25 protein-coding genes and 1 pseudogene are annotated in these 24,881 nt (G+C 62.3%); 7 read left to right on the plus strand and 19 right to left on the minus strand.

The window, feature by feature from the left end; translation table 11 throughout:
• Window positions 1–7: 7 nt before the first annotated feature.
• The 13 genes from RX331_RS35120 to urtA form a co-directional block, all read right to left on the minus strand.
• A complete protein-coding gene (locus tag RX331_RS35120) occupies window positions 8–748 on the minus strand; it encodes an urease accessory protein UreF (RefSeq protein ID WP_317258315.1) in 741 nt (246 codons plus the stop codon).
• On the minus strand, window positions 729–1,328 hold the full coding sequence (gene ureE / locus RX331_RS35125; protein WP_317254141.1) for an urease accessory protein UreE: 600 nt from the start codon (window positions 1,326–1,328) through the stop codon (window positions 729–731). The genes RX331_RS35120 and ureE overlap by 20 nt, the downstream gene beginning before the upstream one ends.
• 67 nt (window positions 1,329–1,395) lie before the next feature.
• Entirely contained in the window at window positions 1,396–1,695 is a 300-nt protein-coding gene (locus tag RX331_RS35130; protein ID WP_317254142.1) for a putative quinol monooxygenase, read from the minus strand.
• Window positions 1,696–1,722: 27 nt separating this feature from the next.
• Window positions 1,723–2,022: a putative quinol monooxygenase gene (locus tag RX331_RS35135; protein WP_317254144.1), complete on the minus strand. Its 300-nt coding sequence runs from the start codon at window positions 2,020–2,022 to the stop codon at window positions 1,723–1,725.
• A gap of 46 nt (window positions 2,023–2,068) precedes the next feature.
• Complete coding sequence (gene ureC, locus RX331_RS35140; RefSeq protein WP_317254145.1) at window positions 2,069–3,784, minus strand: urease subunit alpha; 1,716 nt, start codon at window positions 3,782–3,784, stop codon at window positions 2,069–2,071.
• 152 nt (window positions 3,785–3,936) lie between these two features.
• Complete coding sequence (locus RX331_RS35145) at window positions 3,937–4,242, minus strand: urease subunit beta (protein ID WP_317254146.1); 306 nt, start codon at window positions 4,240–4,242, stop codon at window positions 3,937–3,939.
• Window positions 4,243–4,380: 138 nt separating this feature from the next.
• Window positions 4,381–4,683, minus strand: a complete 303-nt coding sequence (locus tag RX331_RS35150; RefSeq protein ID WP_057838531.1) for an urease subunit gamma — start codon at window positions 4,681–4,683, stop codon at window positions 4,381–4,383.
• Between the two features lie 25 nt (window positions 4,684–4,708).
• Window positions 4,709–5,545 (minus strand): urease accessory protein UreD, encoded by an 837-nt coding sequence (locus tag RX331_RS35155; protein ID WP_317254150.1) that lies wholly within the window; start codon window positions 5,543–5,545, stop codon window positions 4,709–4,711.
• 42 nt (window positions 5,546–5,587) lie between these two features.
• The gene (gene urtE, locus RX331_RS35160; protein ID WP_317254151.1) at window positions 5,588–6,283 is read right to left on the minus strand and encodes an urea ABC transporter ATP-binding subunit UrtE; all 696 of its coding nucleotides are present in this window, start codon (window positions 6,281–6,283) and stop codon (window positions 5,588–5,590) included.
• 3 nt (window positions 6,284–6,286) lie between these two features.
• Window positions 6,287–7,048 (minus strand): urea ABC transporter ATP-binding protein UrtD, encoded by a 762-nt coding sequence (urtD, locus tag RX331_RS35165; RefSeq protein ID WP_317254152.1) that lies wholly within the window; start codon window positions 7,046–7,048, stop codon window positions 6,287–6,289.
• A gap of 5 nt (window positions 7,049–7,053) precedes the next feature.
• On the minus strand, window positions 7,054–8,220 hold the full coding sequence (gene urtC, locus RX331_RS35170; protein ID WP_317254154.1) for an urea ABC transporter permease subunit UrtC: 1,167 nt from the start codon (window positions 8,218–8,220) through the stop codon (window positions 7,054–7,056).
• A complete protein-coding gene (gene urtB, locus RX331_RS35175) occupies window positions 8,217–9,830 on the minus strand; it encodes an urea ABC transporter permease subunit UrtB (protein WP_317254156.1) in 1,614 nt (537 codons plus the stop codon). The genes urtC and urtB overlap by 4 nt, the downstream gene beginning before the upstream one ends.
• Window positions 9,831–9,944: 114 nt before the next feature.
• Window positions 9,945–11,228: an urea ABC transporter substrate-binding protein gene (gene urtA / locus RX331_RS35180; protein ID WP_317254157.1), complete on the minus strand. Its 1,284-nt coding sequence runs from the start codon at window positions 11,226–11,228 to the stop codon at window positions 9,945–9,947.
• Window positions 11,229–11,826: 598 nt separating this feature from the next.
• Here urtA and RX331_RS35185 point away from each other — a divergent pair.
• The 4 genes from RX331_RS35185 to RX331_RS35200 all read left to right on the plus strand — a co-directional run bounded on the left by RX331_RS35185 (window position 11,827) and on the right by RX331_RS35200 (window position 16,032).
• A complete protein-coding gene (locus tag RX331_RS35185) occupies window positions 11,827–13,263 on the plus strand; it encodes a DEAD/DEAH box helicase (RefSeq protein WP_410708045.1) in 1,437 nt (478 codons plus the stop codon).
• 23 nt (window positions 13,264–13,286) lie between these two features.
• Window positions 13,287–13,574, plus strand: coding sequence for a translation initiation factor IF-1 (infA, locus tag RX331_RS35190; RefSeq protein ID WP_283030351.1), 288 nt, complete (start codon window positions 13,287–13,289; stop codon window positions 13,572–13,574).
• A 269-nt stretch (window positions 13,575–13,843) separates the two neighbouring features.
• Window positions 13,844–14,056 (plus strand): cold-shock protein, encoded by a 213-nt coding sequence (locus RX331_RS35195; protein WP_002714433.1) that lies wholly within the window; start codon window positions 13,844–13,846, stop codon window positions 14,054–14,056.
• A gap of 257 nt (window positions 14,057–14,313) precedes the next feature.
• Entirely contained in the window at window positions 14,314–16,032 is a 1,719-nt protein-coding gene (locus RX331_RS35200) for a TadE/TadG family type IV pilus assembly protein (protein WP_317254159.1), read from the plus strand.
• A 524-nt stretch (window positions 16,033–16,556) separates the two neighbouring features.
• Here RX331_RS35200 and RX331_RS35205 read toward each other — a convergent pair.
• From RX331_RS35205 to RX331_RS35220, 4 genes and pseudogenes are all read right to left on the minus strand, one after another.
• A complete protein-coding gene (locus RX331_RS35205; protein ID WP_317254160.1) occupies window positions 16,557–17,168 on the minus strand; it encodes a TadE/TadG family type IV pilus assembly protein in 612 nt (203 codons plus the stop codon).
• Between the two features lie 7 nt (window positions 17,169–17,175).
• Entirely contained in the window at window positions 17,176–17,727 is a 552-nt protein-coding gene (locus RX331_RS35210) for a TadE/TadG family type IV pilus assembly protein (RefSeq protein ID WP_317258316.1), read from the minus strand.
• A 224-nt stretch (window positions 17,728–17,951) separates the two neighbouring features.
• Window positions 17,952–18,446, minus strand: coding sequence for a pilus assembly protein N-terminal domain-containing protein (locus RX331_RS35215; RefSeq protein WP_317254161.1), 495 nt, complete (start codon window positions 18,444–18,446; stop codon window positions 17,952–17,954).
• A gap of 210 nt (window positions 18,447–18,656) precedes the next feature.
• A pseudogene (locus RX331_RS35220) lies at window positions 18,657–19,484 on the minus strand (sterol desaturase family protein); the annotation flags it as partial.
• 219 nt (window positions 19,485–19,703) lie between these two features.
• Between RX331_RS35220 and RX331_RS35225 the strand changes: the two are divergent.
• Window positions 19,704–20,135 (plus strand): hypothetical protein, encoded by a 432-nt coding sequence (locus tag RX331_RS35225; protein ID WP_317254162.1) that lies wholly within the window; start codon window positions 19,704–19,706, stop codon window positions 20,133–20,135.
• 16 nt (window positions 20,136–20,151) lie between these two features.
• On the opposite strand, the gene RX331_RS35230 is transcribed toward RX331_RS35225, so the two are convergent.
• Both RX331_RS35230 and RX331_RS35235 read right to left on the minus strand, forming a co-directional pair.
• Window positions 20,152–21,603, minus strand: coding sequence for a hypothetical protein (locus RX331_RS35230; protein WP_317254163.1), 1,452 nt, complete (start codon window positions 21,601–21,603; stop codon window positions 20,152–20,154).
• A gap of 17 nt (window positions 21,604–21,620) precedes the next feature.
• Window positions 21,621–22,448, minus strand: a complete 828-nt coding sequence (locus RX331_RS35235) for a sterol desaturase family protein (protein WP_317254164.1) — start codon at window positions 22,446–22,448, stop codon at window positions 21,621–21,623.
• A gap of 297 nt (window positions 22,449–22,745) precedes the next feature.
• On the opposite strand from RX331_RS35235, the gene RX331_RS35240 reads away from it, so the two are divergent.
• Both RX331_RS35240 and RX331_RS35245 read left to right on the plus strand, forming a co-directional pair.
• A complete protein-coding gene (locus RX331_RS35240) occupies window positions 22,746–22,910 on the plus strand; it encodes a Flp family type IVb pilin (protein ID WP_317254165.1) in 165 nt (54 codons plus the stop codon).
• A 184-nt stretch (window positions 22,911–23,094) separates the two neighbouring features.
• Window positions 23,095–24,873: a GtrA family protein gene (locus RX331_RS35245; protein WP_317254166.1), complete on the plus strand. Its 1,779-nt coding sequence runs from the start codon at window positions 23,095–23,097 to the stop codon at window positions 24,871–24,873.
• Window positions 24,874–24,881 lie beyond the last annotated feature (8 nt).

The raw sequence follows: 24,881 nt of genomic DNA on the forward strand, positions 1-24,881 counted from the left end.
TGCATCCTCATGACCGGAACAGCCGCGTATATTGCGTCTCATGGCGCAGGCTGGCGAGGTCGGCGCGGAAGGTGGCGCTGCCGAGATCGTCGAGCGAAGCTGTCAGTGCGCGCCCGGCGGTGGCGGCGACGTCGGCCTCCAAGCTTGCGAGGATGCGCTGGCTGTCGGTCTGCCCGAGCGGCACGAGGCGCGCGCCGGCGGAAATCCAGTTCGATACCACCGCGTGCAGGAAGGCATGCAGCGCAGGCGCCAGCGGCAGGCCATGGGCGGCGCTGACGATGCCGACCGCCACGGGATAGACCGTATCGCCGCCGCAAGCCGCGATCAGGCCGTCGAGCCCATCGCAGGGCCAGGCCGCGCGCGCGATGTCGATGAAGGCGCGGCCCTGGGTCGAGGTCTCGAGCTGGCGCTCACGCGAGGGCACGAAGGCGGCGGCGAGTTCGGCAATCTCGCGCAAGGCGCTGATGTCCTGTGCGGATGCGGCGCGATGCGCCTGCGCCAGGAACACGGCATCGCAGAAGCCGGGGCCATCGCCGAGCATGGCGCCCAGCCAGTCCCGCAGCGCGGCGGCATCGGCGATGTCGCCCGCCTCCACCGCCCATTCGATGCCGCTGGAATAGGAGAACGCGCCGACCGGAAAGGACGGCGACAGCCAGGTCATCAGCCGGTACAGCGCCGCCGCCTCGGCATCCGGCATGTCGCGCCGGTCGCCATCGACCGGCACGGGCTCATTTGCGGCCATGAGCATGGGAGTGATCGTGGTGATGGTGATCGTGGTCGCAATGCTCGTCGTGGTGATGATGGTCGTGGTCCGCGTGACCGTGATCACCGTGGTGGTGGTGATGATGATCGTGCTCACGATCATGGCCGTGATGATGCGCGGCGTGGTCATGCGACGCCTGCGCATAGGCGCCGCCCTCGGGATCGAACGGCGCCTCGATCTCGATGATGCGTGCGCCCAGCCCCTTCACCATCGCCTCGATAACGTGATCCCGGCGGATGCGCAGGCCCTTCGGCATGATCTGGGTCGGCAAATGGCGGTTGCCGAGGTGCCAGGCGATACGTACCAGATGCAAGGGATCAGCGCCGCGGATTTCGATCAGCGGCTCGGCCGCCGCCACCACCTCGATCAGCCTCCCATCTTCCAGCACCAGCGCGTCGCCGCCGCGCAGCGCGACGGCATTTTCGAGGTCAAGCAGGAATTCAAGCCCGCGCGTGCCGGTCATCGCCATCCGCCGCCGGTGCCGGTCGTCGAAATCGAGCACGACGGTATCGGCGGCTGATTGCGTCCAGCGATGCTGGCCCAGAACGTTGGTCGCGCGGATCATGAGAGCCTTATATTTTGACGCGTTTTCTTCACGCGAACCGGTTTCCACTTCGCTTGAAAAGGCTATGCTAGAATTTCTCCACCTTGCCGTCGCTGATGATCTCGATCACCGTCGGCGCCGTCTTCATCTGCGAGGAATATTCCCGCCACACCTTCATATGGGGCGCGCGGCCATGCGCGTTAAGGTCCTCGCGGGTCTCCCAGCGTTCCACCACCACATAGAGATTGGGGTTGCTCACGCTGACATGGCCGTCATAGGAGATGCAGCCCTTCTCCTTCAGCGTCTCAGTGGTGCAGGCCTTATGACCTTTGATGAAGTCGTCCTTGTTTTCCGGCTTCATCGGCGTGGTGGCGATCACGTAGATCATGAGACTCTCTCCCGTTGGCTTTTCTTGTTAGCGGGTTTCGACCTTGGCGGGCGTGATGTACTCGATCCTCGGCGGCGCCGTCATGCATTTGACGGCTACGCGGCCGAACGCCTTCATGTGCTCCGCGGTCCGGTGCGGGCCCAGCGCTTCCATGTTCTCCCACTGCTCGACGAACACCATCTTGGCGGGATCGGTGACGCTTTCGTGCAGGTCGTAGGCGATGTTGCCCGGCTCTTTGCGGGTTTCCTTGATGCAGGCGGTAGCGGCGGCGATGAAATCGGCGCGCGTCTCCGGCTTGATGGTCAGCGTTGCGACAACGTAAATCACTCAATCCTCCCGGACTCTTGTTCTTGATACAATTCCGGGTGGGACCTTAGAACATGAAATAGCGCTGTGCCAGCGGCAGCACCTCCGCCGGCGCGCATGTCAGAAGCTCGCCGTCTGCGCGCACCTCATAGGTCTCGGCATCGACCTCGATATCAGGGGTGGCGCCGTTGTGGATCATGCTCTTCTTGGAGATGCCGCCGCGGGTGTTTTTCACCGGATAGAGCGTTTTGCTGATGCCGAGCTTGCGCGCCAGCCCGCCCGTGATGGCGGCCTTCGACGTGAACACCACCGAGGACGCCGTCAGCGATTTTCCGAAGGCGGCGAACATCGGCTGGTAATGCACCGGCTGCGGCGTCGGGATGGAGGCGTTCGGATCGCCCATCGGCGCCGCCACGATCGAGCCGCCTTTGATGATGCAATCCGGCTTGACGCCGAAGAACGCCGGCGACCACAGCACGAGGTCGGCAAGTTTGCCCTTCTCCACCGAGCCGATCAGCTTTGACACACCGTGCGCGATCGCGGGGTTGATGGTGTATTTGGCGATGTAGCGCTTGACGCGGAAATTGTCGTTGTCGTTGCCCTTGTCCTCCGGCAGTGCGCCGCGCTGCTTCTTCATCTTGTCGGCGGTCTGCCAGGTGCGAATGATGACTTCCCCTAACCGGCCCATCGCCTGCGAGTCCGAGGACATCATCGAGAGCGCACCGAGATCGTGCAGGATATCCTCAGCCGCGATGGTCTCCTTGCGGATGCGGCTTTCGGCAAAGGCGAGGTCTTCGGCGATCGACGGATCGAGATGATGGCATACCATCAGCATGTCCAGATGCTCGTCGATGGTATTGCGCGTGAACGGTCGCGTCGGGTTGGTGGAGGACGGCAGCACGTTCTTCAATCCGGCAATCTTGATGATGTCAGGCGCATGGCCGCCGCCGGCACCTTCGGTGTGGAAGGCATGGATGGTGCGGCCCTTGAACGCCTTCACGGTGTCCTCGACGAAGCCCGACTCGTTCAGCGTGTCCGAATGCAGCATCACCTGGACGTCGTAATCGTCGGCGACATCGAGGCAATTGTCGATCGCGGCCGGCGTGGTGCCCCAGTCCTCATGCAGCTTCAGCGCACAGGCGCCGGCCTTGATCATCTCGACAAGCGCGGTCGGGCGCGCGGCGTTGCCCTTCCCGGAAATGCCGAGATTGACCGGGAAGGCATCGAACGACTGGATCATACGTCCCATGTGCCACGGCCCGGGCGTGCAGGTGGTCGCGAAGGTGCCGTGCGATGGACCGGTGCCGCCGCCGAGCATCGAGGTGACGCCAGACATCAGCGCATGCTCGATCTGCTGCGGGCAGATGAAATGGATGTGGCTGTCGAATCCGCCTGCGGTAAGGATCTTGCCCTCGCCCGCGATCACGTCGGTGCCGGGGCCGATCACGATGGTGACGCCGGGCTGAATGTCCGGATTGCCGGCCTTGCCGATCGCCGCGATCATGCCTTCCTTGATCGCAACGTCGGCCTTGACGATGCCCCAGTGATCGACGATCAGCGCATTGGTGATGACGGTATCGGCCGCGCCCTGCTTGTTGGTCGCCTGCGACTGCCCCATGCCGTCGCGGATCACCTTGCCGCCGCCGAACTTCACCTCCTCGCCGTAAGTGGTGAAATCCTTTTCCACCTCGATGATGAGATCGGTGTCCGCCAGCCGAACCTTGTCGCCGGTGGTGGGACCGAACATGTCGGCATAGACGCTACGTTTGATTTTCACGGACATGTCAGGCTCCAGCCTTCAGATGTGATCGGTGCTTCATTACGGGCATTGTGACTCGCGGCTTACCCCTCTCCCCAACCCTCCCCCGCATGGGGGGAGGTAGCCCTGCCAGCGTGCTCACCTCACTGGAAGTCGTCACGGCGCGTTTCTGGAATCTACAGCTTCCCCTGCACCTCGCCGCGGAAGCCGTAGATGGTGCGCTTGCCCGCCAGCGCGACGAGTTGCACATCGCGGGTCTGGCCGGGCTCGAAGCGGACGGCGGTGCCGGCGGCGATGTCGAGGCGCATGCCGCGCGCCTTCTTGCGATCGAATTTAAGCGCCGGGTTGGTCTCGAAGAAGTGGTAGTGCGAGCCGACCTGGATCGGGCGGTCGCCGGTGTTGGCGACCGTGAGCGTCACGGTCTTGCGGCCGGCATTGAGCTCGATCTCGCCGTCCTTGATGAAGAGTTCGCCGGGGATCATGTCTGGTACCTCGTATTGCTCTGCTCTGTCGTGGCCGGGCTCGTCCCGGCCATCCGCGTCTTTGCGGCCTCAGAAAAGAAAGACGTGGATGCCCGGGACAAGCCCGGGCATGACGGTGTTGATGGCTTGTGTTGGACTTCACCGGATCGGCTCGTGCACGGTGACGAGCTTCGTCCCGTCCGGGAACGTCGCTTCGACCTGGATGTCGTGGATCATCTCGGGAATGCCGTCCATGCATTGCGCGCGGGTGATGACCTGCGCGCCCGCCTGCATCAGCTCGGCCACCGTGCGGCCGTCGCGCGCGCCCTCGACGATGAAATCGGAGATGATGGCGACCGCCTCGGGATGGTTGAGCTTGACGCCGCGCTCCAGCCGGCGGCGCGCCACCATCGCGGCCATCGAGATCAGAAGCTTGTCTTTTTCGCGGGGAGAAAGATTCATGCGAGCACTCTGGTGTTGAGAAGAACTAGTTCAGCCACAGACGCGGCAGAGGCGTGGGAGACGCGCTGCCGAGCACCGTCATCATGTCGGCGCGCAGCCGGGCCGCATCTTGGGCACAGAAGCGTGCCATTGCAAATCCATTCCAAGAGGAAATGCCGACCTCTCCGCCGAAGGTGTCGGACGCCGCGCGAATCCTTTCCACGACCTCCTCGCTGCCGGGCACGATCAGCGCCGTGCCGATGGCGCAGCCGCCACCTGCGATCGCCAGCCGCGCCATTTTTGCGCCGATGTCGCCGTCGAGCCGGATCGTTTCCGCAAATACGAGGCGACCACCACGGCGCAAGCGCCAGCGATCTACGAATTCCCCGTGCTGCATTGTCTCGCCCATCGCCGCGCGGCCGAACACCACAATTTCGCAGAGCAGAAGCGAGGCGTCCTCGGCGAGGCCGATGTCGATACGCCTGATAATCCGCGCCCTGTCGAACAGGATGGTCTCCTGCGGCAGCCAGGAAAGATGCGCGCCCCTCTCCGCCCTCAGCGCGATCGTGAGCTGCGCGGCGGGACCGGGCGCGCGATAGACCTTTTCCGCCGCCGCCGTCGTCAGCGTCAGCCGCGCGCCCTCGCCTGCCGTGATGCCAATGTCGAAACGGTCCCCGCCGGCAATGCCGCCCGCGGTGTTGACGAATACGCCGGAGAGCCCCTCTTGCTCGGGCGAGGGAAAGCGGACGCGCAGCGAGCCAGATTCATGCAAATCGCCACGGCGGGTGACGCCATCCTGCAGATGCACGCCGAACCGCACCGCGCCCTGGGCGCGGTTGGCCGCGAAGGTGGCTGACGCCGCGCGCGCAATTTCGGTCCGCATCCGTCCCCCCAAGCGGCGTTACGATCAACCCTGTCCGCGAGCCTACAAGGCCATCTGGCGGCTGATCTCCGCGGGATCGAGGCTGGCGCGGTCGCAGGCATATTTCACCGCGCCGCGATCCATGACCGCGAAATTGTCGCCGAGCTCGCAGGCAAAGTCGAGATATTGTTCGACCAGCACGATCGCGATGTTGCCGAGGTTGCGCAGGTACGAAATGGCGCGGCCGATGTCCTTGATGATCGAGGGCTGGATGCCCTCCGTCGGCTCGTCCAGCAGCAACAGTTTCGGCCGCATCACCAGAGCGCGGCCGATCGCCAGTTGCTGTTGCTGGCCGCCGGAGAGGTCGCCGCCGCGCCGGCCCAGCATGGTGTTGAGGACCGGGAACAGCGAGAACACGTCGTCGGGAATGTTGCGCTGGTCGCGCTTCAGGGGCCCGAAACCGGTTTTCAGATTCTCTTCCACCGTGAGCAGCGGAAAGATCTCGCGGCCCTGCGGCACGAAGCCGATGCCGCGCCGGGCGCGCTCGTAGGATTTCAGGGAATTGATGTCTTCGCCATCAAAGGTGATGCTTCCCGACGAGATCGGATACTGCCCGACCAGCGCGCGTAGCAGCGAGGTCTTGCCGACGCCGTTGCGGCCAAGCACACAGGTCACCTTGCCGGGCTCCGCGGTCAGCGAGACGCCGCGCAGCGCCTGCGCCGCGCCGTAGTAGAGGCTGATGTTGTCGACCTTTAGCATGGATCAGCGCCCCAGATACACTTCAATGACCCGCTCATTCGACGAGACCTGATCGATGGTCCCTTCGGCCAGCACCGTTCCTTCGTGCAGGCACGTCACCTTGACGCCAAGCTCGCGCACGAAGGTCATGTCGTGCTCGACCACCATGACGGTGTGGTTGCGGTTGATCTGCTTGAGCAGCTCGGCGGTCAGATGCGTCTCGACGTCGGTCATCCCTGCGACGGGCTCGTCGACCAGCAAGACCTTCGGATCCTGCGCCAGCAGCATGCCGATCTCGAGCCATTGCTTCTGGCCATGCGACAGGCTGCCGGCGAGGCGATGGCGTGCATCGGTGAGGCGGATGGTCTCCAGCACCTTGTCGATGCGCTCGGCCTCGGCCTTGTTGCCGCGCCAGAACAGCGTGCCCTTGACGCTGTGATCGACGTTGAGCGCGAGCAGCAGGTTGTCCTGCACGGTCTGGCTTTCGAACACGGTCGGCTTCTGGAATTTGCGGCCGATGCCTAGTTCGGCGATCCGGGTCTCGTCGAGGCGCGTCAGGTCGGTGACGCCGTCGAACAGCACCACGCCCTCGTCCGGCTTGGTCTTGCCGGTGATGATGTCCATCATCGTGGTCTTGCCGGCGCCGTTCGGGCCGATGATGGCGCGCATCTCGCCGGGCTCGAGCGTCAGCGACAAATTGTTGATGGCGTGGAAGCCGTCGAACGAGACGTGCACACCGTCGAGATAGAGGATGGCCGAGGTCTGGCGGGTGTCCATGACGTTCATATGCTTCACTCCGCCGGTTTCGGCGCGACGCCGTCTTCGCGCGCCGCGCTTGCGGCCGCGCCGTTGCCAAGGGCGGGCTTGCGCTGCTCCCACCACGCATTGAAGGTGCCGATGATGCCCTTGGGCAGCAGCAGCGTCACCAGGATGAACAACGCGCCCAGCATGAACAGCCAGTACGGCGCCAGCGGCCCTGACGTGAAGAACGTCTTGGCGTAGTTGACGACGACGGCGCCGAGCGCTGCGCCGACCAGCGTGCCGCGGCCACCGACCGCGACCCAGATCACCGCCTCGATCGAGTTGCCCGGCGAGAATTCTGAGGGGTTGATGATGCCGACCTGCGGCACATAGAGCGCGCCGGCTACGCCCGCCATGCAGGCCGACAGCGTGAACACGAACAGCTTGTAGGATTCGACGCGGTAGCCGAGAAAGCGGGTGCGCGATTCCGCGTCGCGGATCGCGACCAGCACCTTGCCGAGCTTGGAGGTGACGACCGCGCGGCAGATCAGGAAGACGGCGATCAGCGCGGCGCAGCTCAGGAAGAACAGCGCACAGCGCGTGCCTTCGGCCTGCACGTTGAAGCCGAGGATGTCCTTGAAATCGGTCAGGCCGTTATTGCCGCCGAAGCCGAAATCGTTGCGGAAGAAGCCGAGCAGCAGCGCATAGGTCATTGCCTGCGTGATGATCGACAGATACACGCCGGTAACGCGGGAGCGGAAGGCGAACCAGCCGAAGGCAAACGCCAGCAGGCCCGGCACGACCACCACCATCAGCGCCGCGAACCAGAACATGTCGAAGCCGTACCAGTACCACGGTAGGCTCGGCCAGTTCAGGAACACCATGAAGTCGGGCAGGATCGGATTGCCGTAGACGCCGCGGCTGCCGATCTGCCGCATCAGGTACATGCCCATGGCGTAGCCGCCGAGCGCGAAGAATGCGCCGTGGCCGAGCGAGAGGATGCCGCAATAGCCCCAGATCAGGTCGATCGAGAGCGCCAGGATGGCGTAGCAGACATATTTGCCCCACAGCGCCACGAGGTAGGTCGGCACCTGGAACATCGAGCCCGCCGGCAGCAAGAGGTTCGATAGCGGAATGAGGATGCCGAGCCCGGCGACGACCAGGATGAAGATCGCAGCAGAACGGTCGAGCGAGCGGGTGAGCACGTGCGGCGTCATGCTTCCACCGCCCGGCCCTTGAGCGCGAACAGGCCGCGCGGACGCTTCTGGATGAACAGGATGATCAGCACGAGAATGGCGATCTTGCCGAGCACGGCGCCGGCCACCGGCTCCAAAAACTTGTTGGCGATGCCGAGCGTGAACGCGCCGACCAAGGTGCCCCAGAGATTACCGACGCCGCCGAACACCACCACCATAAAACTGTCGATGATGTAGCTCTGGCCGAGGTTGGGGCTGACATTGTCGATCTGCGACAGCGCGACGCCGGCAATGCCGGCAATGCCCGAGCCGAGGCCGAAGGTCAGCGCATCGACGCGCGAAGTGGCGATGCCCATCGACGCTGCCATGCGTCGATTTTGCGTGACCGCGCGCATCTCCAGCCCGAGCGCGGTGTAGCGCAGCATGGCCAGCAGGATGACGAAGACCGCGAGCGTGAAGCAGAGGATCCAGAGCCGGTTATAGGTGATGGTGATCTGGCCGAGCTCGAACGCCCCGCTCATCCAGGAGGGATTGCCAACCTCGCGGTTGGTCGGGCCGAACGCGGTGCGCACCGCCTGCTGCAATACCAGTGAGAGGCCCCACGTCGCGAGCAGCGTCTCCAGCGGGCGGCCGTAGAGAAAGCGGATGATGCCGCGCTCGATCAAGACGCCGATGGCGCCGGCAACGAGGAACGCAAGCGGCACCGCGATCAGCAGCGAATAGTCGAACAGGCCGGGATAGCGAGTGCGAATGACTTCCTGCACCACGAAGGTGGTGTAGGCGCCGATCATCACCATCTCGCCATGGGCCATGTTGATGACGCCCATGACGCCGAAAGTGATCGCCAGCCCGATCGCGGCGAGCAGCAGCACCGAGCCGAGCGACAGGCCATACCAGGCGTTCTGCACCATCGACCACATCGCCAGATTGCTCTGGATCGACGCAATTGCGCTGGTCGCCGCGCGGGCGACGCTGGCGGGTTGATCGGCAGGCAGACCGGTCAGGAGCGCCATCGCCTCCTGGTCACCGCGCGCCTTGACGACGGCGACGGCCTCGAGCTTTTCCACCTCGCTGGCATCGGACTTGTAGAGGAGGATCGCGGCGCGGGCTTCCGCAAACGCAGCCTTGACGGCCTTGTTGCTTTCCTTGGAAAGCGCGTCGTCGATCACTGCGAGCGCGCTCTCCTCGTGGCTCTTGAAGACGGACTGCGCGGCGGCGATGCGCTTGTTGGGATCCGGCGACAGCAGCGTCAGGCTGCCGAGCGCAGCCTCCACGGCACGGCGCAGACGGTTGTTGAGGCGGACGACGGCGGCATTGTCGGGCAGCTTGTCGACGGCCGCGCCGGTTGAGGCATCGACGATCTTGCCGTCGCTGCCGGTGACGAAAACCTTCTTGGTATCAAGGTCGGCGGAGAGCCTGCCGTCCTGCAGCGCGCTGATGATCGGGAAGGCCAGCGGATTGCCCGATGCCGCGACCACGCCGATCGATTCATCGGTGTCGGAAAAATCGTCGTTGGCGAATTTGGCAACCGCATCCTCGAACGGACCCGCCAGCGCCGGCGCCGTGAAGGAAACAGCCAAAAGGAGTGCGAGCAGGAACGCCCGCAGGCGATCGAGGAAATTGGCAGACACAATACGACCCCGGCAGGAGTGGTGAGGAGAAGGCGGCGACATCGCCGCCTTCTCCGTTCTTGGTCATTCTCTTGGAAGTTATTCGTTGGAGGTCAGGCAGGGCTTAGGAGCCGTTTAGGATCCCTGGCCGCCGCATTTGTTGGTCTTGGTGTTGTAGTTGCCGCACTTTTTGCCGACCCAGTCGCCGATCAGGTCCTTGGAGCCCTCCAGCTCCTTCGACCAGGCATCGCCGGCGACCAGCGAGGGGGTCTTCCACACCACGTCGAACTGGCCGTTGGCTTTGATCTCGCCAATGAACACCGGCTTGGTGATGTGATGGTTCGGAAGCATCTTGGAGGTGCCGCCGGTCAGGTTCTTGGCTTCGATGCCCGGGAGCGCATCGATCACCTTGTCCGGATCGGTCGACTTCACCTTCTCGACCGCCTTGACCCACATTTCGAAACCGATGACGTGCGCTTCCATCGGATCGTTGGTCACGCGCTTCGGGTTCTTGGTGTAGGCCTGCCAGGCCTTGATGAACTTGTCGTTCTCGGGCGACTTGATCGACTGGAAGTAGTTCCAGGCGGCGAGATGGCCGAGCAGCGGCTTGGTGTCGATGCCGGCGAGCTCTTCCTCACCGACCGAGAACGCGACGACGGGAATGTCGGTCGCCTTGATGCCCTGGTTGCCGAGTTCCTTGTAGAAGGGAACGTTGGCGTCGCCGTTGATGGTGGAGACAACGGCGGTCTTCTTGCCGGCCGAGCCGAACTTCTTGATGTCGGCGACGATCGTCTGCCAGTCCGAGTGACCGAACGGCGTGTAGTTGATCATGATGTCTTCCTGCTTGACGCCCTTCGATTTCAAGTAGGCTTCGAGGATCTTGTTGGTGGTGCGCGGATAGACGTAGTCGGTGCCGGCCAGCACCCAGCGCTTCACCTTCTCGTCCTTCATCAAATAGTCGACCGCCGGAATCGCCTGCTGGTTCGGCGCAGCACCGGTGTAGAACACGTTGCGCTCTGACTCCTCACCCTCGTACTGCACGGGGTAGAACAGGATCGAGTTCAGCTCCTTGAACACGGGGAGCACGGACTTGCGCGACACTGAGGTCCAGCAGCCGAACACGACGGAAACCTTGTCCTTGGTGATCAGCTCGCGGGCCTTTTCGGCAAACAGCGGCCAGTTCGAGGCGGGGTCGACCACGACGGCTTCGAGCTTCTTGCCGAGAACGCCGCCCTTCTTGTTCTGCTCGTCGATCAGAAAGAGGATGGTGTCCTTCAGCGTGGTTTCACTGATGGCCATGGTGCCGGAAAGCGAATGCAGCACGCCGACCTTGATGGTCTCCTGCGCCTTGGCGGGCGAGAAGGCGGCGAGGCCCATAACCAGGCCGGCGGTGGCCGCCAGCCAGCGACGGCGGCTCATCGTCGCTATATCGTGAGTCAATTGAGTAAGCATGAGATGTCATCTCCCTGACGCAGACGTTTATGCGCTGCGAAACGGCCCCCGCGGCCGCCTGCGTTAAGGGAATCGCAAGAACCATGCCACCGGCGGAAGATGACATAAGCCCATCTAATCATTTGAGAATCTGGAGTCCGCGGAAACCCGTCGCGGCAAAATTGCCTATTTCTTAGCCGGCGCAAATGTATGCTTTGACGGCAAACTATCTATTTTTTGTGCAAAAGCCGAAATTTGGCTAAATTTCTTGCACGAATTTTGATCTTTCGGTTTTCTGATGGGCAGCCAGCGCCCTCCGGTTGATTGGATTCCTTAACCGCACTGCCTCGATTGGCGGAATTCGTCTTGAAAGCGCCGCCCGCGTGCGCCATATGTTCGCCGTGACCTAGAGAATCATCAGGTCCCTGCGAGCCGCGTGTTCTGATCCCGTTTTAGCGGTTTCTGGCTTGCCCCCTTCAGCTAGCAAAACCGACGCCCCAAACACGCGGGTGTCTCAAGACACACCCGCGCGCTCCTGGCTGACACCGCCGGGCGCCTGCCTTTTTTAATGGAAAGAACCCCTCTTTTGACCTCCTTTCAGGATTTCGGCCTCGCCGATCCCATCTCGCGTGCACTCAAGGAAGAAAATTACCACACTCCCACACCAATCCAGGCCCAGACCATCCCCCTTGCCTTGGCCGGCCGCGACGTCGTCGGCATCGCCCAGACCGGAACCGGCAAGACCGCGGCCTTCGCGCTGCCGATCCTGCACCGCCTGCTGGAGAACCGCATCCGCCCGCAGCCGAAGAGCTGCCGCGTGCTGGTGCTGTCGCCGACCCGCGAATTGTCGGGCCAGATCCTCGACAGCTTCAACGCCTATGGCCGCCATATCCGCCTCTCCGCGGCGCTGGCGATCGGCGGCGTGCCAATGGGCCGCCAGGTCCGCTCGGTGATGCAGGGCGTCGAGGTGATGGTGGCGACCCCCGGCCGCCTGCTCGATCTCGTGCAGAGCAACGGGCTGAAGCTGAACCAGGTCGAGTTCCTCGTGCTCGACGAGGCCGACCGCATGCTCGACATGGGCTTCATCAATGACATCCGTAAAGTCGTCGCCAAGCTCCCGATCAAGCGCCAGACGCTGTTCTTCTCGGCCACCATGCCGCAGGACATCGCGGAACTCGCCGAATCGATGCTGCGCGATCCCGCTCGCGTGGCGGTGACGCCGGTGGCCTCGACGGCCGACCGCATCGCCCAGCGCATCATCCAGGTCGATTTCGCGGCCAAACCTGCCGTACTGGCCCAGCTTCTCAAGCAGGAACCGATCGACCGCGCGCTGGTGTTCACCCGCACCAAGCATGGCGCCGACAAGGTGGTGAAGGTGCTGGCCAAGGCCGGCATCGAAGCAAATGCCATCCACGGCAACAAGTCGCAGAACCACCGCGAGCGCGTGCTGGCGGCGTTCCGCTCCGGCGAGGTCCGCACGCTCGTCGCCACCGACATTGCCGCCCGCGGCATCGACGTCGACGGCGTCAGCCATGTGGTGAATTTCGACCTGCCCAACGTGCCCGAAACCTATGTCCACCGCATCGGCCGCACCGCCCGCGCCGGCGCCGAGGGCGTTGCGATCTCGCTGATCGCGGGCGCCGAGGAGATGGGCTATCTGCGCGACATCGAGCGGCTGATCCGCATCACGCTGCCGCGGGAAGACCGCCGCACGCCGGGAGCGCGCGATGCCGCTCCGGCCGCGCCGCACCCGGTCCAGCACCGTAACGGACGGCCTGGGGCACGTGCCCATGGCGGCCGCTCCAACGAACAGGCGCAGGCCGCAAAAGGCCCTCGCCGACGGCGCCGCGGTGGTGGTAATAATGCGCCGCCGCAGGCGAACCGGCATGAAGGGCCGCGTCCGGCGCAGCACGGCGGCAAGGGCCAGGGCGGCCACAGCGAAGGCATTCAAGGCGTCGCCTTCTTGCATCGCGAGAGCCGTCCGAATAATCAACCGAACCGCAGCCACCGACCGCAGCGCTAGCCTCGATCGACCTGGAGACCACCATGGCTAAAGAAGAGCTGATCCAGTTCGAAGGACTGGTGACCGAAATTCTCCCCGATGCGCGCTATCGCGTGCAGCTCGATGCCGGACACGAGATTGTTGCCTATACCGCGGGCAAGATGAAGAAGAACCGCATCAAGACGCTCGCAGGCGATCGGGTCACGGTCGAAATGTCACCCTACGATCTGGAGAAAGGACGCCTGATCTTCCGTCACAAGGACGAGCGTCCACCATCTGCCGGCGCGCCACGTGGCGGGCCGCCCCGCGGCGGGCAGTTCCGCCGTCGGTAAACGAACCCTTAACGTCTGCGAAAACGCGCCCGATAGGCCCCTATCGCGCGCGAACGCGGTCCATTGGCCTGCCGAATCACTTTTTGTGCACGTCAGGATTGTTTTGGACTGTGCAATCGAATAATATTAAGCATCGATTTTCGGCCGGACGACATTAGCTATCCACCGGTACAGCCGGTTTAGACGCTGACGACCCTTCCAAAAATTCGATCTCACCAGCCCATCGAAGGGTGGGCTACGACTTGTATATCTGAGAAGGGACTACCCCAGTGAGCATGGGAACCGTGAAGTGGTTTAACGCAACCAAGGGCTATGGCTTCATCCAGCCGGACGACGGTGGCAATGACGTGTTCGTGCACATCAGCGCTGTCGAGCGTGCCGGCCTCGGAACGTTGCGTGAAGGCCAGAAGATCTCCTACGAAATCGTGGCAGATCGCCGCTCTGGCAAATCTTCGGCCGACAATCTACGCGCCGCCGGATAAGCGATTTCCTCCGGCCTCGGCCGGGAAATCCAGTTCGAAATATAGAAGGGCCGTGCTGATGCGCGGCCCTTCTTGTTTGGCCAGTGCGAGCTATCTGGCTATCGACGAGGGGCGCAGGCACTGCGCCTTCACGCAGCCCATGTAGTTAAGAAGATCGTAACGGACGTCTTGAAGATCGATCACATCCGAGATCAGCCTGGTTTTCAACAATCGAATTAAGGCGCACTTAGGGAGGCTGCAGTTAGGATCGCGCGCTTTTGGACAGCCAAGGGGGCGTTCTCGTGCCATTCAGTCTTCTGCAGAGCCTTTCCCGTTTCCGTCGCGATCGACGCGGCAATGTCGCGGTAATCTTCGCGATCACGGCCATCCCCCTGATATCGGCCATTGGTTGCGCGGTGGATTACTCCCAGGCCACCCGAATGAAGGCAAAGCTGCAAACCGCGGCAGACGCTGCGAGCATTGCCGCGCTTTCGCAGAAGTCACCAGGCTTTCTCGCCGCTTCGGTCATGACAGGCAACGGCTCAGTCTCCGCTGGCGTTACCGATGCCAACAACGTCTTTGACGCCAACATGAACGGGATTACAGGCTACCAAAATCTGGTTCGCAGCAGCACCGTTACGAAGACCGGAATCAAGCTGGCTGCCAGCGTCACGTTCACTGCCGACGTACCGGTAAGCTTCCTGAAAGTGATCGGGTTTCAGAAACTGACGGTAACGGGCGTTTCAAGTTCGGCCGCTACGCTGCCGCCGTATCTCGATTTCTATCTGACACTGGACGTCTCGGGATCGATGGGCCTGCCGTCGACGCCCGCCGAGCAGGCACGGTTGGGCAAGATCAACCCGGATAACTGGGTCCAATACCGCAACAGCACCGGCGTCAGCTGTACCCTAGCCTGCCATTTTGCGCCGAAAGGCAGCGCGTGCACAGATCCGCCTGTCGTTCCTCCCGCTGCTCCAGCTGCCAATCCCCCTGTTACCAGTTCGTATTCCCAGCAATACAATACGAATGGTTATTGCATGGGCTATATCTATTCGCGCCTCGAACAGGCCGCGCTCAATAGCCTCATCAACCAGCCGTCGACCAGTGCCGTAAAGAAGCAGGTCCCCGGCTTGCCGGTGGCGATGCTTCCCGACCTGAATAATACGGTTACTCCCGGCTCGCCGAATTCGCTGATTAAGGGTAACTCTAAAAGCCTGCCGTACAGCCTGACGGCGGTTTCATCCTGCCCGACCGATGGCACCAACGACTGCATCCAGTTGCGCCTCGACGCGGTCGGCTACGCCGTGAACCAGTTGTTCGTTACCGCAAACGCCTCCATGAAGGTTTCCAACCAGTTTAGGATCGGCCTCTACCCGTTCATTCAGAAACTCTATGCCTATTTTCCTCTGACTAGCAGCATCAACGGCTCTCCGACCAATTCCTCGACCATCAACTACGCCGCGGCAAACCTTGCCACGCTGCTTGACACAAATTTGGATTCTAACCTTGGCTCCGGCGGCACGCATATCGATACCGCGCTTAGTTCGGTCAATAACCTCATCTCCGGCGGCAGCGGCGCCGTCGGCGACGGCAGCACGCCGACCACCCCGCAGCCTTACGTCTTCCTCGTCACCGACGGCGCACAAGACAACCAATACAAAGACGTTCCCAACGGCAGCTGGCACGGTAGCAACCAGGCCACCACGATTGATAAACAGAACACCCTAGCGACCGTTCCCCAATGCGAAACTCTCAAGAGCCGCGGCGTCATCGTTTCCGTGCTCTATATTCCCTATCAACCGGTCTCACCCGTTGTTACGAGCTTTGCGGGCAATGAAGACACCTATGCCAACAACAACATTCAGTATATTCCGGCCAGCCTGCAGAAATGCGCGTCCCCTGGCTTCTTCTACACCGCGAACACGCCCGCTGATATCACAGCGGCGCTGAACGCCATGTTCAACCACGCGCTGCAGACCGCACATCTTACGTACTGAACAGGCAGAAGCGCCGGCCGACAGCCTTCCAACGAAGCTATCCGGCCGGCGGCCATCGTCTCTTACGCCAAGCGATTGCCGATAGCCTTGGCGCACGGAGCCAAACGTAGCGCTCCATTCCAGACAGCAACGCGCTCCTGAACGGCCACGATGAGACCGCGGCAGTCCGTTCGTGGCGTCCAGACAGGCAGTAGATGGATTGCGGATTGCTGGCGGGCCCGTCAGATCCCGGCCGGTCGAATTGAATCTGGTCGGTGTATTTGCTGTCTTTGGTTTGAGCATGATCTCGGCAAACCCTTGCCGATGGTCCCCGGGGAAAGTTGCCGCTTCTCCGGATCATGCGCTTGAAACTAACGCGCGATGAATTTTGATTAGATCGCGTTGGCCGCGAGCGCGCGCTCCCGCTTGCGGGGTCGAGACGAGCGAAGCTCGCTCTTAGGTCGGCGCGAAGCGCCGGGTGGAGGCTCTCTCCACTCGGGCAGTGTCGCCCGTGGAGACACCCCCACCCCAGCCCTCTCCAGCCGTTACGGACAGGCGGTGAATCCAGCCGACGGATATAGAACGCACAGCACCGAGCGCGGACGCGTGTAAGCGGTATCGTTGAAGGTGAGGCCGGTCTTCGCCAACAAATAGCCGACGGCTGGGACGTATTTGTAGCTGACCTCGCTCCAGACCACGTGTGTCCCCTTGGCCACGACCAGAGCCGGCGGCAACACCACAATGTCACCCGGATTATGCGGTGCCGTCGCCGCGATCGAGACAGTGCCTGTCGTAGCGATCGTCAGCCCCTTGCTCCACTGGACCTTCGCGACCCCGGTCGAGCTATCGACGTAAACCTCCGTAACCGAGGATATCAAGGGCGAGACCGGGTAAGGCGTCATGATCGCCTTTGCCGCCTCACCAAAACTGAGGATGTCGGCATCCGTGACGCTCGCCATCTGAGACGTCAGATCGGAAAGCGTCCGCGCTACCAAGGTGGCCTTGCGATCCACGGAAATGGCCGAGGAAATCTCCACCACTCCGAAGAACATCACCAGCATCATCGGAAAGATCATTGCAAACTCGACCGCCGCGAGACCGCGGCAATCCTGCACCAGAGCGCGCACACGAAGCGACATCTTCTGCATCGGGGTCATCATCGTATCATGGCTCGACATGGAAGGCGGCGGTCGCCGCGAGCAGCCGTTGGCCGCCATTGAGGTTTGCAATGTTGTAGCCGAATCGCGTCACGAACAGCGGCCATTGATAGAAGGCGCGAACGACGATGGTATTGGGTGTGCCCGCTGGCGGCAGAGAATATGAGAAGGGCCCTGTCAGGGCTCCACTGGCGATCGGGTCGGTAATCGTGATCGCGGTGCCGGGGGTAAAGACCTTCACATCCACGGTAAGGTTGGCCAGATTGCCCTCGCAATTGAACATCATCTTGATGCGATTGCAGAGATCCGTCTTGAATGCGGTCTGGGTCATGCCGCTATCCTGGGCCTGATGTGTCATCATCAGCCGCGCGCTTTCCGCCGTTCCCAGTTCCAGAAGCTGGCCTGCAAGAAAAACGATCGCCGTTTCGAGAATCGCAAAAAGCACGGCAAAGAACAGCGGTGCGACCAGCGCGAATTCAACGGCGACCGAGCCTCGCCGGTTGCGGCGGAATCGGCGCAATGCGTTCTTGACAGAGACGGTTGCAGCGGGTGACGACATCGAAAATCCCCAGACAGCGGCGATTTGTCCGCGCGCAACATCTAACTGAAAGTCATTGTGGAAGTGTTTCGGCGAATCCAAGCAGATCGGCTCGCCCCGCTAACGCGACGTTAACCAACTTCAGATCGGCCTCGCGGGCGGGTCCGATTTGCAGACGCGATGATGTGCGTGCCGGCCGACTGCAGTTTCGGTTCTGATCCGGTCAGAACCGAAGTGCACCGTACTTATTTGTTGGCGCCTGCGCTGGCAGCCTGACCACTCAGCGAGCCGGCCTGATCGATCGCGGTCTTGAAGTAGCCGTCGCCGTCGCCGAGCGTGACGCGGCGCTGGCAGATCGGCATGCAGCTATAGGATTCCCGTTCGACGCCGCGATACACTGTGACCATCTGATCGGTCGGGCCCTCGACCTGGATCTGGCGGTCGACCAGCACCTCGCCGTTGCGATCCATGGCGATGAAATTAGTCGCACCATAGCCCTTGCCGGTAACGACAATGATGCCGCCGCTCTGCAAGGTCACGTCCGCGATCAGCGGATTTCCGACCACGATGGTGGAGACCTTGGCTGGAAGCTTCACCAGCTTTGCCTGGTCGACATAGACCGCGATGCGGTCTGGATCGGGCGCAGCCAAGCTGAGGGCTGGCCACAGCAGGGCACCTGCCACGAGAGAACGCAATCCAAAACGCGCATGGGCGCGAATACGCTGGAACTTGAACGACATACTTTACCCCGGGGCATCAACAGGCCGGCAGTGGCGATACGCAGCGGAACCGGCGCCCGACAATGGTGAATCTGACGACAATTCGTGAACAAAGGGCAAATAGGTCCGCGATTGCGGCAAGAAATCCGCCGTGCGCGGCTTCTATCTTGCAGGCAAGTCGGTCCGCGCCCTGCGCCACCACCGGCCTTCGGGCGGCCGGACCGTGTCCGATCTGCGGAACGGATAGGCCAGCTGGCCGATGATCTCGCCGGGGAACGAGGCCTGATCGACCACGCCGTACTGCTCCGGCAGGCGGTCCAGCGGCATCCGGAAGGTTCCGAACAGGATATCCCAGAGCGGAAAGGTGCCCGCGAAATTGGTGTCGCCGCCCTCCGCGGGCGAGGTGTGGTGCCAGCGATGGAATACCGGCGTCGCCAGGACGTATTTCAGCGGCCCGAGGGTCCAGTTCAGGTTGGCGTGAACGAACGCCGAATGGAAAATGTTGAGGGGCCCGAGCCAGAGCATCACTTCAGGCGAAATGCCAGCGACGAGCAACGCGACGTCGACCCCGATGGTGCCTAACAACAGGTTAACGGGATGAAAGCGCGCCGCCGAGATCCAGTCGACGTCTTCCGACGAGTGGTGAATGGCGTGGTACTTCCAGAAGCCGCCGCCATGGAACATGCGGTGCAGCCAGTACATCATGAAATCGGCGGCGACCAGAAACAGGATTGCCTGCAGCCACAGAGGCAGCCGCGACAACGGGCCGTGGCCGTTGTCGTAGAACGCGATCAGCGCATCGGCGTCGCGGATTCCGAACAGCAGGGCGGCGCCGAGCACCAGAAGGCCGATGCGGAACACCCGCGCGAACAACGGCACCACAAACCAGTAGCAGATGTCGGTGACCAGCTCGCGCTTGCGCCACCAGGGCCGGCCCGGATTGCAGGACCAGAAGTGCGCCAGCACCGAGAATACCAGCGCCAGCGCGATCGTGACCGGTACCACCTTGGCCAGGGTCTGGCCCAGCATCTCGACGATTTCCGTGGGTAGCCCGGACATATCCGTTTATTCCCGTCGGGCCGCGGAGTGGTGACAAATCCAACAGCGAATCCAGATTGCGCACTCGCCTATCAGAATTCCAGCGCCCCGACTAGTTTGACGCTGATATCGAGCGCCGCCGAAATCCGGCCGGCACACCTCAAAAGTCTAAGATTTCTGCAATTCACTCCGGCCTAATGCTTGAGATTCTGAAACCCAGGAAAGGCGCGGGAGCTCCGCATGGCCACTGTGGCACAAGCTGCGATGAACCCGCCGGGGCAAAAGCGCCGTCCCTGGTGCGCTATTCAAGACGTGCTTTGTGCTGTGCGGCATCAACGCCTGCAACTTCGCGCTGGCATACTTTCTCTCTACATGTACGACATGATGGTGTTGGCGATCCCCGTCGCGTTCCTGGTCCGTATCGGACTGACGTCTGGCTTACGCAACCACGAGCTTCCCGCGCTCGACGGCGCGGTGGCCCCTGATCATGACCTTCATCTTCGCAGGCATTCCGGGTGGCCTCGGCGCTACGCTGATCATCGGCTGTCTGGTCTTGCGCCGCAGCGGGCCGTGGTGGCGGCGGGAGCCGACGCCCTCAACTGCGATGCTTCCGAGCAGCAGCGTCATAGGATAAACGCGGAGCCCGCGCGGAAATCGCCGCAGAGCCGGTAACTACCGGAATCAAAAATCAGTTGGCCGTGCGGATATGCAGCACGGCGTTCTTGTCGGCGTAGACCTTCTGCCAGCCGCCGATATGACTGAACAGGCCGGCCGCCGGGGTCTGCGGCATCAGCAGCACGGCATCGATGTCCCATCTCTTGAGGATGTCGAGAAGCTGATTGATGTCCTTGAGCTGCATCGCGCGGTAGTAGGCCATATCGAAGGCTTCGCCGTAGAGCTCGGCGCGCCCGTCGACGAAAACCGGAATCTGTCGCCAGATCAGATAGCCGCCAAATGGAAGGTCGTTGAGAACGCGCTTGGGACTATGCGCCTTCAGCGCTTCGACGGCCGCGGCCGGCGAATGGCTTTCGGGCGGAGCAACCGTGGTGTTGGCGGCGAGCAGCCACGTCCAGCCACCAATCAAGATCATAATCACCGCCATTACTACCGTCGGCGCGGCGGCACGGGCTCCCCAAGCCGGCCGCAACCCGAGTTGCGACGCCACCGGCGCCAGCACCACGATCGGCAGCAGCAGCGCGAATATCTCGATATTCCTGGCATGCGAAAGCGCCATATGCAGCAGACCAAGCACCAGCGCGATCCGTGGCGGCGTGAGCTTGACGCGGCCGTAAAGTGCACCCGCGATCAGGCCCAGGATCGACGTTTCGAACAGGCCGAACCTGCTGAAGTCCGCCGGCATCCATTCGTAGATGAGGTGCAGCAACTCCCCGAGATCGAGAATCTTGCGCGCCGCGAGGATCGATCCCCAGCCATAGGGCGTAACGCAGCACGCCGCCAGAGCAGCGACGCTGAACCCAGCCCAGCGCAGCGCCAGGCTCTTGCGTTGGGGCCGATCCGCGTTCCACAGTGCATCGAGCGCACACCCGCCGACCAGCACGAGGCCGAAGACGAATCCGCCATGCAGGTTTGCCCACAGCACAATCAGCAGCAGTAAGCAGAATGAAGGCGCGCTTCCCCGTTCGCTTGCCGACAACACCCCGTATGTCCAGGCCAGCATCACCGGCAGAACGAGCACATGCGGGCGCGCCCACAAATGCTGTACCGAAAGCAGGAGCGCCAGCAAAGTGACGATAACGGCAAGAGATGCCGGAATGCGTTGGCCCAGGATCCTCGTCAGCATCGCAAAGGTCACGGCGATGCAGGCTCCGGATAGCACGATCGGTCCCGTCCAACCCGCCAGATTATAGCTCGCCGCAAGCAGCACCTGGGACAACCACGACGACGAAACCCACGGCTCGCCGGCCTTGGTGTAGGAATAGAAATCGACCGTGGGAAACGCGTTGTGGTCCAGGATCCATTGTCCCACTGCGATGTGCCAGTAGGTATCGGAATCGCCCAGAAGCGTCCGGCCGTTGATCAACGCCAACGCGTAGACGCCGATTCCGAGCCAGAGCCATGCCGGGACGTCGCCAAGGCTGAAGACTTTTTCCCGCTGGATCGCTCCGGTCTCAGTGCTCATGCGAATTGCCGACCGAGCTACTGGCGGAACGGATAGGCCAATTGCCCGCCGATCTCGTTGGGTATCTCTTGATCGTCAACGCCATATCCTTCCGGCAGCCGATTCTCTGGCATGCGGAACGTGCCAAACAGGATATCCCAGATCGGAAAGGTGCCGGCGAAGTTGGTGTTGCCGCCCTCTTCGAGCGAGGTGTGATGCCATCGGTGAAACACCGGCGTCGCTAGCACGTATTTGAACGGTCCCAACGTCCAACTCAGGTTGGCGTGAACGAACGCGGAGTGGAAGGTCGTGAACGGCCCAACCCACAGCATGATGTTGGGCGAAATGCCGGCCATCAGCAGGACGACGTCAACCAAAATCGTTCCGATGAACAGATTGACGGGATGAAACCGCGCCGCGGAGATCCACTCGAGATCCTCCGAGGAGTGATGGATGGCGTGATACTTCCAGAACCCGCCGCCATGAAACATGCGGTGCAGCCAATACAGCATGAAGTCGGACGCAACGAGGAACAGCAGCGCCTGCAGCCAAAGCGGAAGCTGCGCCAGCGGCCCGTGGCCGTTGTCGTAGAATGCGATCAGCTCGTCGACCTCATTGATGTTGAAGACAAGCGAGGCGCCGAGCACCAGCAGCCCGATCCGAAAGATGCGCGCGAACACTGGCACGAAGAACCAGTAGCAGATGTCGGTGAGGAGCTCGCTCTTGCGCCACCAGGGCTTGCCCAGATTACAGGCCCAGAAATGCGAGAGAACCGTGAACACGACGGCGAGCACGATCGTGACCGGAATGACCTTCGCCATCGTTTGGCCTATGACTTCGATGACTTCCATTGGCAGACTGGACATGACGGCCTCGCTCGATCGGAGAGTTTAGGCGTATCCGCTCGCGCTTAAGGAGCCGTGAACTAAAGGAGTCGGGCGAAACAGAAATCGTGCTGCCAAGTTGCGTGATGCATTTTATCGAACGCTTTAATGCGACGTTTACTGTGCTCGATAACAGGAAGTTCCAGGCATTTTTGCATGGTCGAATTAACTGCGTCGAAATTGTCGCACCCTAGGGTGACACCATGGTCACGGTGCTGAGAACGCCGGCAAGACCAAACTTAAGTTCGACCAGCCACGTGTACACAGGAGTTATCATCTATGAAGAATCTCGTTTCGCGTTTCGTGAAGGATGAGTCCGGCGCCACCGCCATCGAATACGGCCTGATTGCCGCCGGCATCGCGATCGCGATCATCACCGCCGTTCAGGGCGTCGGCACCAAGCTGTCGAGCAACTTCAACGCGATCTCGACCTCGTTGAAGTAAGCGAAGCCTCACGTTGGTTCTTTAAAGGCCCTGGCATTCGCCGGGGCCTTTATCGTTATGGCCTTGACTTATTGGCGGAATAACCGAAGCGCGGCGAAACATGCTTTACGCTTTGTTGAAGGCGGTCCGCTAGCCTACCCGCTCCTCGAGTATCCAGGTTCGAATGAACGTCAACGAGACGATCGTGCCCCAAAGCGCTGCCCGACCGAGTACATGGGGCGGCGATGCGATGCTGGGACTGGCGGGGGCTCTGCTGGCATTCGGCCTGCACGCGTTGGCCGGCTTTCCGACGCTGGCCGCCAACGGTGACAACGACAGTCTGCTTCGGTTGGTCGAGATTCGCGATCTTATCGGCGGACAGGCCTGGTTCGACCTGCACCAGTACAGGATGGGCCCGCCCGGCGGCTTTGTCATGCACTGGTCGCGCTTCGTCGATGTGCCGATTGCGTGTTTTATTCTTGCCGTGTCCGCCCTGACCGGAAGCCAGGCGACAGGCGAAAAGGTGGCGCTGCTCGCCTGGACGACCCCGATGATGGCGGTCGCACTGACTTTCATGCTGCGGATCGCACGCTCGGTCCGTGATGATGGGACGATCATGCCGGCATTCATCATCTGCGCCGCTGCGCTCCACTTCAGCGGCGTCTTCGCGCCCGGCAATATCGATCACCACAACGTCCAGCTCACGCTCTGCCTCGCCGCAATCACCGCCCTGATGGTTGGCCGCGGTTACGAGGCCGGGATCGCCGCAGGCGGCGCCTGCGCTCTGATGCTGGCGATCGGCATGGAAACGCTACCCTATGTCGCCATTGCCGGGCTGATCGCAGCCGTAATCTATCTGCTGGGCGATCGCCCCGAGGCCGCCAGGGCGGCCGGGTTCGGGACTGGTCTTGCCGGCGGCGGCATTGCCGCGTTCATTGCGACCGTGCCGGCCAGTAGCTGGCTTTCCCCGCATTGCGACGCCTACTCGATCCCGCAATTCGCGGTGGCGGCGATATCCGGAATCGGGCTGACCATAGCCGCGATTTCTCCCGCGCTGGGTCGCAGCTTCCACAGAAAGCTTGCCACGCTACTTGCGCTCGGTGTCGCCGTTGCCGCCGTAACGGTGACCGCGTTTCCACAGTGCCTCGCCGATCCCTATGCCGGACTGGATCCGAAGCTGCAATTGCTCTGGCTGGATCACGTGAGCGAGGCCCAGCCGTTCTGGCGCGTGCTCTCCGACAATTGGGCCAAGGCCGCGGGCTTTTACGTCACGCCCATCCTCGCTCTGACCATGCTCGGGCTGCGGCTGCGCCGTAGTAGCGACGCAGCCGGCTGGATCCTGATGGCATTCCTGACTTCAGCTTTCGCTGTCAGCCTTTGGCAGGTGCGTGGCGCCACATTTTCGCTGCCGCTCGCGGCCATCGCGCTCGCAGGCTGGGTCGGCGAATGGCGACACCGCACGGCGTTGACCTCGGACCGGATGGCTATGCCGCGGATGGCGGTGGTCTGGCTGGTTTCCCTGAACGTGACCTGGAGCGCGGCCGCACATGCGGCGGCGGCCCTCGGAAAGACGGAGCCGGCAGCTTTGCCGGCCGGCACTTGCGAGCGGTCCGCCGATTACGCCTTCCTCGCTGCGCAACCACCCGCCACCGTACTTGCCATTTCCAACCTCGGGGCGCCGATTCTTGCGCGCTCTCCTCATGGCGTGCTGGCTGGGCCGTATCACCGCAACGTCGCTGGCAACCTGCTCGCGCTCGACGCCTTTACCGGCACGGCCGAGCAGGCGCGCGCCATCATCCAGAAAAACCGAATTGGGCTTGTCGCGCTCTGCCGCGGCAACGCCGAGACCGCGCTGGTGATCGGACAGGCACCCACCGGCCTGCTCGCCGCACTGGTCCGCAGCGAACCGCCGGACTGGCTCGAGAAATTGCCGCAGCAGCCCGCCGAGCCGCTCGAAATCTACCGCGTGCGGCCAAAGCCCTGATATGACCC

Source organism: Bradyrhizobium sp. BWA-3-5 (genome assembly GCF_032917985.1).
GTDB lineage: Bacteria > Pseudomonadota > Alphaproteobacteria > Rhizobiales > Xanthobacteraceae > Bradyrhizobium.

Excerpts from the sequence above, each read along its gene's own strand:
- urtD (WP_317254152.1), bottom strand. The coding sequence starts at position 7,048 with ATGAACGTCATGGACACCCGCCAGACCTCGGCCATCCTCTATCTCGAC.
- RX331_RS35215 (WP_317254161.1), bottom strand. The coding sequence starts at position 18,446 with ATGTCGTTCAAGTTCCAGCGTATTCGCGCCCATGCGCGTTTTGGATTG.
- RX331_RS35230 (WP_317254163.1), bottom strand. The coding sequence starts at position 21,603 with ATGAGCACTGAGACCGGAGCGATCCAGCGGGAAAAAGTCTTCAGCCTT.
- RX331_RS35210 (WP_317258316.1), bottom strand. The coding sequence starts at position 17,727 with ATGTCGTCACCCGCTGCAACCGTCTCTGTCAAGAACGCATTGCGCCGA.
- RX331_RS35120 (WP_317258315.1), bottom strand. The coding sequence starts at position 748 with ATGCTCATGGCCGCAAATGAGCCCGTGCCGGTCGATGGCGACCGGCGC.
- RX331_RS35150 (WP_057838531.1), bottom strand. The coding sequence starts at position 4,683 with ATGAATCTTTCTCCCCGCGAAAAAGACAAGCTTCTGATCTCGATGGCC.
- infA (WP_283030351.1), top strand. The coding sequence starts at position 13,287 with ATGGCTAAAGAAGAGCTGATCCAGTTCGAAGGACTGGTGACCGAAATT.
- urtA (WP_317254157.1), bottom strand. The coding sequence starts at position 11,228 with ATGAGCCGCCGTCGCTGGCTGGCGGCCACCGCCGGCCTGGTTATGGGC.
- RX331_RS35155 (WP_317254150.1), bottom strand. The coding sequence starts at position 5,545 with ATGCGGACCGAAATTGCGCGCGCGGCGTCAGCCACCTTCGCGGCCAAC.
- RX331_RS35130 (WP_317254142.1), bottom strand. The coding sequence starts at position 1,695 with ATGATCTACGTGATCGCCACCACGCCGATGAAGCCGGAAAACAAGGAC.
- ureE (WP_317254141.1), bottom strand. The coding sequence starts at position 1,328 with ATGATCCGCGCGACCAACGTTCTGGGCCAGCATCGCTGGACGCAATCA.
- RX331_RS35225 (WP_317254162.1), top strand. The coding sequence starts at position 19,704 with ATGGCCACTGTGGCACAAGCTGCGATGAACCCGCCGGGGCAAAAGCGC.
- RX331_RS35240 (WP_317254165.1), top strand. The coding sequence starts at position 22,746 with ATGAAGAATCTCGTTTCGCGTTTCGTGAAGGATGAGTCCGGCGCCACC.
- RX331_RS35235 (WP_317254164.1), bottom strand. The coding sequence starts at position 22,448 with ATGTCCAGTCTGCCAATGGAAGTCATCGAAGTCATAGGCCAAACGATG.
- urtE (WP_317254151.1), bottom strand. The coding sequence starts at position 6,283 with ATGCTAAAGGTCGACAACATCAGCCTCTACTACGGCGCGGCGCAGGCG.
- RX331_RS35205 (WP_317254160.1), bottom strand. The coding sequence starts at position 17,168 with ATGACCCCGATGCAGAAGATGTCGCTTCGTGTGCGCGCTCTGGTGCAG.
- RX331_RS35145 (WP_317254146.1), bottom strand. The coding sequence starts at position 4,242 with ATGATCCCCGGCGAACTCTTCATCAAGGACGGCGAGATCGAGCTCAAT.
- ureC (WP_317254145.1), bottom strand. The coding sequence starts at position 3,784 with ATGTCCGTGAAAATCAAACGTAGCGTCTATGCCGACATGTTCGGTCCC.
- urtC (WP_317254154.1), bottom strand. The coding sequence starts at position 8,220 with ATGACGCCGCACGTGCTCACCCGCTCGCTCGACCGTTCTGCTGCGATC.